The sequence below is a fragment of the Bacillus cereus group sp. MYBK30-2 genome (assembly GCF_051915945.1).
Taxonomy (GTDB): Bacteria; Bacillota; Bacilli; order Bacillales; family Bacillaceae_G; genus Bacillus_A; species Bacillus_A paramycoides.
In genome coordinates, this window is the sequence record NZ_JBQAFR010000003.1 from 398,038 (window position 1) to 405,179 (window position 7,142).

Below are 7,142 nucleotides of genomic sequence, written 5' to 3' on the forward strand. Positions count from 1 at the left end.
AAAGAAGTTTACCACTTATAGGTAAACTTCTTTTTTATATCCAGCCCTTCTCTTCTGCAATTGTAATTGCCTCAATCCTATTTTTCGCATCGAGCTTCGCTAATACTTCAGAAATGTAATTACGCACTGTACCAGGTGAAAGATAAAGTGCTTTCGCAATTTCATTTGCCGTCTTTCCTTCTTTCGCAAGTAAAAGTACTTCTTTTTCACGATCTGATAGCGGATTTTGCTCCTGCCATAACCCAAACATTAGCTCCTGCGAAATCTCTCGCTTCCCTTTCATGACATTTCGAATTGCTGAGGCTAAATCTTCACTCGGACTATCCTTTAATAAATATCCGTGTACACCAGCTTTCATCGCTCTTTCAAAATAACCGGGACGCGCAAATGTCGTTAAAATCATTACTTTACAAGATGATTTCTCCTTCTCCAACGTTTCAGCAACATCTAAACCACTTTGAATCGGCATTTCAATATCCATAATACTTATATCAGGCTTTAGCGATTCGATTAATTTTAACGCCTCTTCCCCATTCGCTGCTTGCCCAACTACTTCAATATCATCCTCTAGATCAAGTAGGGCTCCTAATGCGCCACGAAGCATCCGTTGATCTTCTGCAATAATAATTCGAATCATGCCCTCACCTCATCTTTTCCCGTTCTAATTACAATTGGAACTTTCACTGTTAACAATGTCCCTGAATTTATCGTATCTAGTTCAACGAATCCATCAATAAGAGCAATTCGCTCTTTCATACCACGGATACCATTTCCATCATGGTTTTGATCCACTAAACCGATACCGTTGTCTTCTACTTTCAAAATCAGCTCACCTTGCGATTCTAATACAGAGACTGTACACCGCGTCGCTTTACTATGTTTTACAACATTCGTCACTGCCTCACGTAAACACATTCCTACAATATTTTGTTCAATTGGTGATAACGAACTAGAATTAGCTTCTTGCTTCACTTCTAATTCAATATTAGCCGCTTGTAAGATCGCTTTTATTTGCTCCAACTCTTCTTCTACTGTAATCATACGCATATCAGAAATTAATTCTCTCAGCTGTTTTAAAGCGGTGCGAGATGTTTGTGTAATCTCCTTCGCTTCTATACTTGCGCGTTCTGGATTCTTCACAATTAACTTCTCAACGAGCTGACTTTTTAAAGTAATGAGAGATAACGTATGCCCTAACGTATCATGAAGGTCTCTTGCAATTCGCTGACGTTCTTCTCGCTTTACTAAATCTTTAATTTGTTCATTTGCTTCGTTTAGTTGATTCTTTAACATCTTTTTTTGATTAAAGTTGCGCATACCAAATGGTGTAAGCAACATTAAAATAAACATCGGAACTATATTCACTAAATCCGTAGTTGATAGGTGATTAAGGTTTACAAATATAAAAGTTCCAAGCATTACAATTAACAGAGATAACAGCACTCGAAATACTTTTTTACTAGGAGCAAACCCTATCGCACTCGCCGTGAAAAATCCAAAAAAGATCATGAAAGGATTATAATAAAAAGCAAATAATAAGGTGAGCAGCATTTGGATACATGCCCATAAAACGAACGTCTTATTTACAAAATAAAGTTGACGGTATGTGATAATAAAAAGTATCAACATACCGCTCCCTATCGCAAGCTTCCAGCCGGATACTTGCGTTAACTGGTAAAGTGGGAATAACAAATACACAAGCCACATATACGGGAAGAACCCCATATGTTTTGGAAAAATCTCAATCCTCTTCTTCTCTATCATTTATACCGCTTCCTGTCTTTTTCTTATATATATTGATACTACAACAAATATAAGGAAATAACCTCCTAGTACCGCGATATTTTCCCAACCAATTGACTTTCCAGCTACAATATCCCATGCACCGCTTCCGAAATGATACGTTGGTGTCCATTCACCGATAGATCGTAATATTTTTGGAAATATTTCAATTGGCATCCATAGGCCACCAAGAATTGCTAAGCACATATTTAAAATATTCGCTAGACCAGCAGCTGCATCTGCCTTCTTAATTGAACCTATTACTGTTCCGAGCGCTAAAAATGGTGTCACGCCTAATAATAACCATAACCCAGCACCAATCCATTGTCCTACTGTTAACTCAACATGATTAATTAATATTCCTGCTATAAAAATAACTAAGATTGAAAAAGCATTCACCACTGTTTGAGCAATAATTTTAGCTGTTATATACGCACCCTCTGGAAGTGGTGTAATTTTTAAAAGATGTGTCCACCCTTGCCCTTTTTCCTGAGAAAGTCTCACACCGAAACTAAAAAGTGCAGTCCCTACAATACTGAAAGTTGCCATTGAAATTAAATAATGTGCTTTCCAAGCTTCTCCGTTCTGTGGCACTTGAACTACATTTGTAAAGATGTAATAAAACATAACTGGCATTAATAATGAGAAAAAGATAAATAATTTATTGCGAAACGTACGTAAAATCTCTATTTTGCACTGCATCCATAAAGCTTTCATGCGATTTCCCCCTTCTGATTTGCGACAAACTGTTCAAATGCTTCATCGAGACTTCCACGTTCCACTGAAACGTCTGTTACAGGTAAATTTCTTTGATAAATTGCTTTTAAAGTTGCATCCGTATCTTCAGTTGTTAAAGTGAAGTGACCTTCATTTGACTGTACTTCTGTTACATTCGGTAATTCCTTCAATAAGTTCTTAGGAATTTTTTCTTTCGAATAAAACGAGATTGTTTTTCGAGAAATAGTCGCTTTCATCTCGTCAGGCGTGCCATTTGCGATAATTTTTCCGTTCGCAAATAATAAAATACGATTCGCTAACGCATCCGCTTCTTCTAAATAGTGTGTCGTTAAAATAATCGTTTTTCCTTCACTTGCTAACTTTCTAATCGTTTCCCAAAACGTTCTTCGAGACGTAATATCCATCCCAACTGTCGGCTCATCTAAAAATAACAAATCTGGATTTCCTGCAAGTGCGAGCGCAAAGTTTAACCTTCTTTTTTGCCCACCTGATAATTTTTCGCATCTTTGCTTTCGCTCTGATTCTAAATTTGATAACTGCAGTAATGTTTCTTTCGCTACCGGGTTTGTATAGTAACTACGGAATAACTCAATTGCCTCTTCCACTGTAATGCTATCAATTACACTCACTTCTTGTAGCATCGCGCCGAGGCTATTACGAACATCTCTATGCTTTGGGCTCTTTCCAAATATAGAAACCGTTCCTTCCGTTGGATCCTTTAATCCAAGCATCATCGATATCGTCGTTGTTTTCCCTGCGCCATTCGGTCCAAGTAATGCTACTATTTCCCCTTTATTCACATGAAACGAAACATTATTTACTGCGTTTTTATGTTTAAATGTTTTAGAAACACCATTTACTTCAATAATCTTTTCCATCTCTCCACCCCCGCTGTTTCTTATATTTACATTGTATGTTTTGGAAAAGTTAGGAAACAGTATGATGCGTCATGACATCCATATGACAATTGTCATGTATTCTTTGTGAGAGGAATCAATCCGCATACTGCAAGCAAGTAGCAGGACGAAAATAAACATGATACAATCGGGTAAGATATATATTCGAGGAAGGACAGTGGTTTTCATGATTATTCGTAATGAACAAGATTTAGAAGGTTTACGAAAAATCGGCCGCATCGTTGCACTTGCACGCGAAGAAATGAAAAAACAAGCGAAGCCAGGTATGACAACGAAAGAGCTAGATTTAATTGGTAAGAAGGTATTAGATGAGCACGGTGCTATGTCAGCACCTGAAAAAGAATATAAATTCCCAGGCGTAACTTGCATTAGTGTAAACGAAGAAGTTGCTCACGGTATTCCGGGAGATCGCGTATTAAAAGAAGGCGATTTAGTAAACGTAGACGTATCAGCAGCACTTGACGGTTATTATGCTGATACAGGTATTTCATTTGTTCTTGGTGAAGACGAAGAAAAAGAAAAGCTATGCCAAGCTGCGGTAGATGCATTTTGGGAAGCAATGAAAAAAGTAAAGGCTGGATCAAAACAAAATCAAATTGGTCGTGCTGTTTCTAACTTTGCACATAAAAGTGGATATAACGTTATTCAAAACTTAACTGGTCACGGTATTGGTCTTAGCTTACACGAAGCTCCAAACCACATTTTAAGCTACTATGATCCAATGGATAATGCTCTTCTAAAAGACGGCCTTGTTATCGCTGTAGAGCCATTCATCTCTATGAAAGCTGATCATATTATCGAACGCGGTGATGACGGCTGGACATTCGTTACACCGGACAAAAGCCTTGTTGCACAATGTGAACATACAGTCGTCGTGACACGTGGTGAACCGATTATCTTAACAGAAATATAATAAAAAACAGCCGTTTTGTAGATTCCTTCTACTAAGCGGCTGTTTTTTTTATTATTTTTAGGTATGTAGAAGCTTATATAAATAAAAAGGTGATGTATCAAAGTATCACCTTTTTAACGGGGTGAGGCTGTCCAAAAGTACGGAAAACCTTTGAACAGCCTCGTATTTTCATATGGATGCCTTACATATATCACTGATGATAATTATGAAATGCGGAAACATAGTTACCATCACATGATTCAAACATGAGAAAAGAAATCCTATAATGGATCCCTTTTCCCTACATAATCTAAAGTTTGGGTACACTAGATTCATGCAATGTAGGTGCCTTCAGAATAGAAAGCGATCCTTCATTTAGAATGATAGCATATATATATATACTAAAAATATGCAAATATGCATATAGTGTTTTTGTCCCCTATTTGCGGGCGGTAAAGGTTTCACTTTATTTCTCAACATAATTAAATTGAAATTTCAGAAATCCAAAAGTAAAATAAAGTCGTTATCCGTCTTCTTTTGTCAGTCAGAGAGAATAGAAGAATGGGAGAGGAAAAAATGAGAAAATCGCTGAAACAAAAAATAGTAAGCTCCTTGCTTGCTGTATCACTCGCCGTTAGCTTAGCTCCAATCGGACAAGCAAAAGCTGATTCCACGTCAGAAATTACACAGACCACACCTATTACAAAACAAGTTGATGCAAGCCGCGCCATCGAACATATCCGTTTCTTATCCGAAACAATTGGTCCCCGTCCAGGTGGTACAAAATCAGAAGAGTGGGCCTCTCGCTACGTTGGTATGCAACTTAAATCAATGGGATATGAAGTAGAATATCAGCCCTTTCAAGTACCGGATCAATACGTTGGATTTATCGAATCACCATTATCCACAAAACGTAATTGGCAAGCTGGTGCTGCTCCCAATGCACTAATTTCTACAGAAGCTGTTACAGCTCCTCTTATCTTTGTTCAAGGTGGAACGAAACTAGATGAGATTCCAAATGAGGTAAACGGAAAAATTGTTTTATTCGAAAGAGGTGCAACAGCAGCAGATTATAATAAGCAAGTTGAAAATGCTGTTAGCAAAGGAGCAAAAGGTGTTCTTTTATACAGCTTAATTGGTGGACGTGGAAACTACGGACAAACCTTCAATCCTCACTTAACTAAAAAACAATCTGTCCCTGTCTTTGGTCTTGCTTATGCTCAAGGAAATGCATTTAAAGAAGAAATCGCAAAAAAAGGGACAACAATTCTTTCTCTAAAAGCGAGACATGAATCTAATTTAACATCTCTAAATGTTATTGCTAAAAAGAAACCAAAAAATAGTACAGGTAATGAAAAAGCTGTCGTTGTAAGTTCACACTATGATAGTGTCGTTGGAGCACCTGGAGCAAATGATAACGCTTCTGGTACAGGATTAATATTAGAACTAGCTCGTGCTTTTCAAAATGTAGAAACTGATAAAGAAGTCCGCTTTATCGCTTTTGGTTCTGAAGAAACTGGTTTACTCGGCTCTGAATATTACGTAGAAAACTTATCACAAAAAGAACGTAATCGTATTTTAGGTGTCTTCAACGCTGATATGGTTGCAACAAATTATGATAAGGCAAAGAATTTATACGCCATGACTCCTGACGGTTCCACGAACTTTGTAACAGATGCAGCATTACAAGCAGGTAAACAATTAAATAATGATCTCGTTCTTCAAGGAAGATTTGGCTCTAGTGATCACGTACCATTTGCTGAAGTTGGTATTCCTTCTGCACTATTTATTTGGATGGGCGTCGATAGTTGGAATCCATTAATCTATCACATTGAAAAGGTATATCACACACCTCAAGATAACGTATTAGAAAATATTTCGCTAGAACGTATGAAAATGGCATTAGAGGTCATTGGTACAGGCGTCTATAATAGCCTTCAATCTACCGTGAAAACAGAACAAAAAGCCGCTTAATACTATTTCAAGCCACCGATTAATCGGTGGCTGTTTATTGAGAAAAAATAAATATGCATAAAAGCATATTTATTACATGGTATTATCGTGTATAATTAAAATCGTAATATATAAATAAAAACACATTTATTACATGGCATTGACCTTAAATTACATGAGATACCACGCTCTAAGCTTATGGTCCAATGGATAATAGGCTTCTTAAAAACGGTTTTGTTATCGCTTTAGAGCCGCTGATTGAGTCCACCTTGAAATTGTTCTCTTTTTTCTATAAAAAACCCCTTCAGGCTGCATTCTTCCCTTCACTTTATCGTGAAGTGTTTTTGAATACTTACCTAAAGGGGCAATATCAATAGTAATTTTTTAATTTTTTAATTTGTCAGCTACTCAGATTACAGTGTAATCAATAATCTAAAGCTTTTTTATTATTTTATTCGCTGACGAGCGAGTAGGATTCCGCCTAAAAGGAACAATACCATACCTCCAAGAATTGAACTCATTTCTGCTGATGTTCCTCCTGTGTTAGGAAGTAATGTTGGCTTATCATTTTCTGTAGTAGGTGGAACTTTTGAATCGCTATTTTTGTCTGTATTTGTGTTTGGACCTGTGCTTGGATCTTTTGGATCTGTACTTGGATCTTTCGGATCTGTGCTTGGATCTTTCGGATCTACATTTGGTTCGTCCTTGATTTTTGTATTTGTGATGTCATAACCTTTTACTTCAGATTTATATCCAGCTACTGGTTGTTCTTTCACTTCATACTTGTACGCTACTCCATTTTCATCGTATGCTTGTAGCTTTTCAAACGTATACTTCCAGTTTGTTTCTGCTGTTACTTC

Annotated in this window: 7 protein-coding genes; 2 read left to right on the plus strand and 5 right to left on the minus strand. The window is 37.1% G+C overall.

Going from position 1 to position 7,142, the window contains the following annotated elements; genetic code table 11:
- Positions 1-34 precede the first annotated feature (34 nt).
- The 4 genes from ACTFQM_RS21405 to ACTFQM_RS21420 are packed head-to-tail and all read right to left on the minus strand — an operon-like array spanning position 35 to position 3,398.
- Positions 35-637 (minus strand): response regulator transcription factor, encoded by a 603-nt coding sequence (locus tag ACTFQM_RS21405; RefSeq protein ID WP_327903878.1) that lies wholly within the window; start codon positions 635-637, stop codon positions 35-37.
- Positions 634-1,764: a sensor histidine kinase gene (locus tag ACTFQM_RS21410; protein WP_440036171.1), complete on the minus strand. Its 1,131-nt coding sequence runs from the start codon at positions 1,762-1,764 to the stop codon at positions 634-636. Before ACTFQM_RS21410 ends, ACTFQM_RS21405 begins: the two co-directional genes overlap by 4 nt.
- Positions 1,765-2,499 (minus strand): ABC transporter permease, encoded by a 735-nt coding sequence (locus ACTFQM_RS21415; RefSeq protein WP_440036172.1) that lies wholly within the window; start codon positions 2,497-2,499, stop codon positions 1,765-1,767.
- The gene (locus ACTFQM_RS21420) at positions 2,496-3,398 is read right to left on the minus strand and encodes an ABC transporter ATP-binding protein (RefSeq protein WP_440036173.1); all 903 of its coding nucleotides are present in this window, start codon (positions 3,396-3,398) and stop codon (positions 2,496-2,498) included. The genes ACTFQM_RS21415 and ACTFQM_RS21420 overlap by 4 nt, the downstream gene beginning before the upstream one ends.
- A 157-nt stretch (positions 3,399-3,555) precedes the next feature.
- On the opposite strand from ACTFQM_RS21420, the gene map reads away from it, so the two are divergent.
- The gene (map, locus tag ACTFQM_RS21425; protein WP_141548882.1) at positions 3,556-4,350 is read left to right on the plus strand and encodes a type I methionyl aminopeptidase; all 795 of its coding nucleotides are present in this window, start codon (positions 3,556-3,558) and stop codon (positions 4,348-4,350) included.
- Positions 4,351-4,905: 555 nt separating this feature from the next.
- A complete protein-coding gene (locus tag ACTFQM_RS21430; RefSeq protein ID WP_440036174.1) occupies positions 4,906-6,303 on the plus strand; it encodes a M28 family metallopeptidase in 1,398 nt (465 codons plus the stop codon).
- Positions 6,304-6,728: 425 nt separating this feature from the next.
- Here the strand turns inward: ACTFQM_RS21430 and ACTFQM_RS21435 are convergent.
- A partial coding sequence (locus ACTFQM_RS21435) for a Cna B-type domain-containing protein (protein WP_440036175.1) occupies positions 6,729-7,142 on the minus strand: 414 nt, incomplete at its 5' end.

What these genes read in the sequence shown, in the direction of transcription:
- map (WP_141548882.1), top strand. Translation starts at nt 3,556, where the DNA reads ATGATACAATCGGGTAAGATATATATTCGAGGAAGGACAGTGGTTTTC.
- ACTFQM_RS21420 (WP_440036173.1), bottom strand. Translation starts at nt 3,398, where the DNA reads ATGGAAAAGATTATTGAAGTAAATGGTGTTTCTAAAACATTTAAACAT.
- ACTFQM_RS21410 (WP_440036171.1), bottom strand. Translation starts at nt 1,764, where the DNA reads ATGATAGAGAAGAAGAGGATTGAGATTTTTCCAAAACATATGGGGTTC.
- ACTFQM_RS21405 (WP_327903878.1), bottom strand. Translation starts at nt 637, where the DNA reads ATGATTCGAATTATTATTGCAGAAGATCAACGGATGCTTCGTGGCGCA.
- ACTFQM_RS21430 (WP_440036174.1), top strand. Translation starts at nt 4,906, where the DNA reads ATGAGAAAATCGCTGAAACAAAAAATAGTAAGCTCCTTGCTTGCTGTA.
- ACTFQM_RS21415 (WP_440036172.1), bottom strand. Translation starts at nt 2,499, where the DNA reads ATGAAAGCTTTATGGATGCAGTGCAAAATAGAGATTTTACGTACGTTT.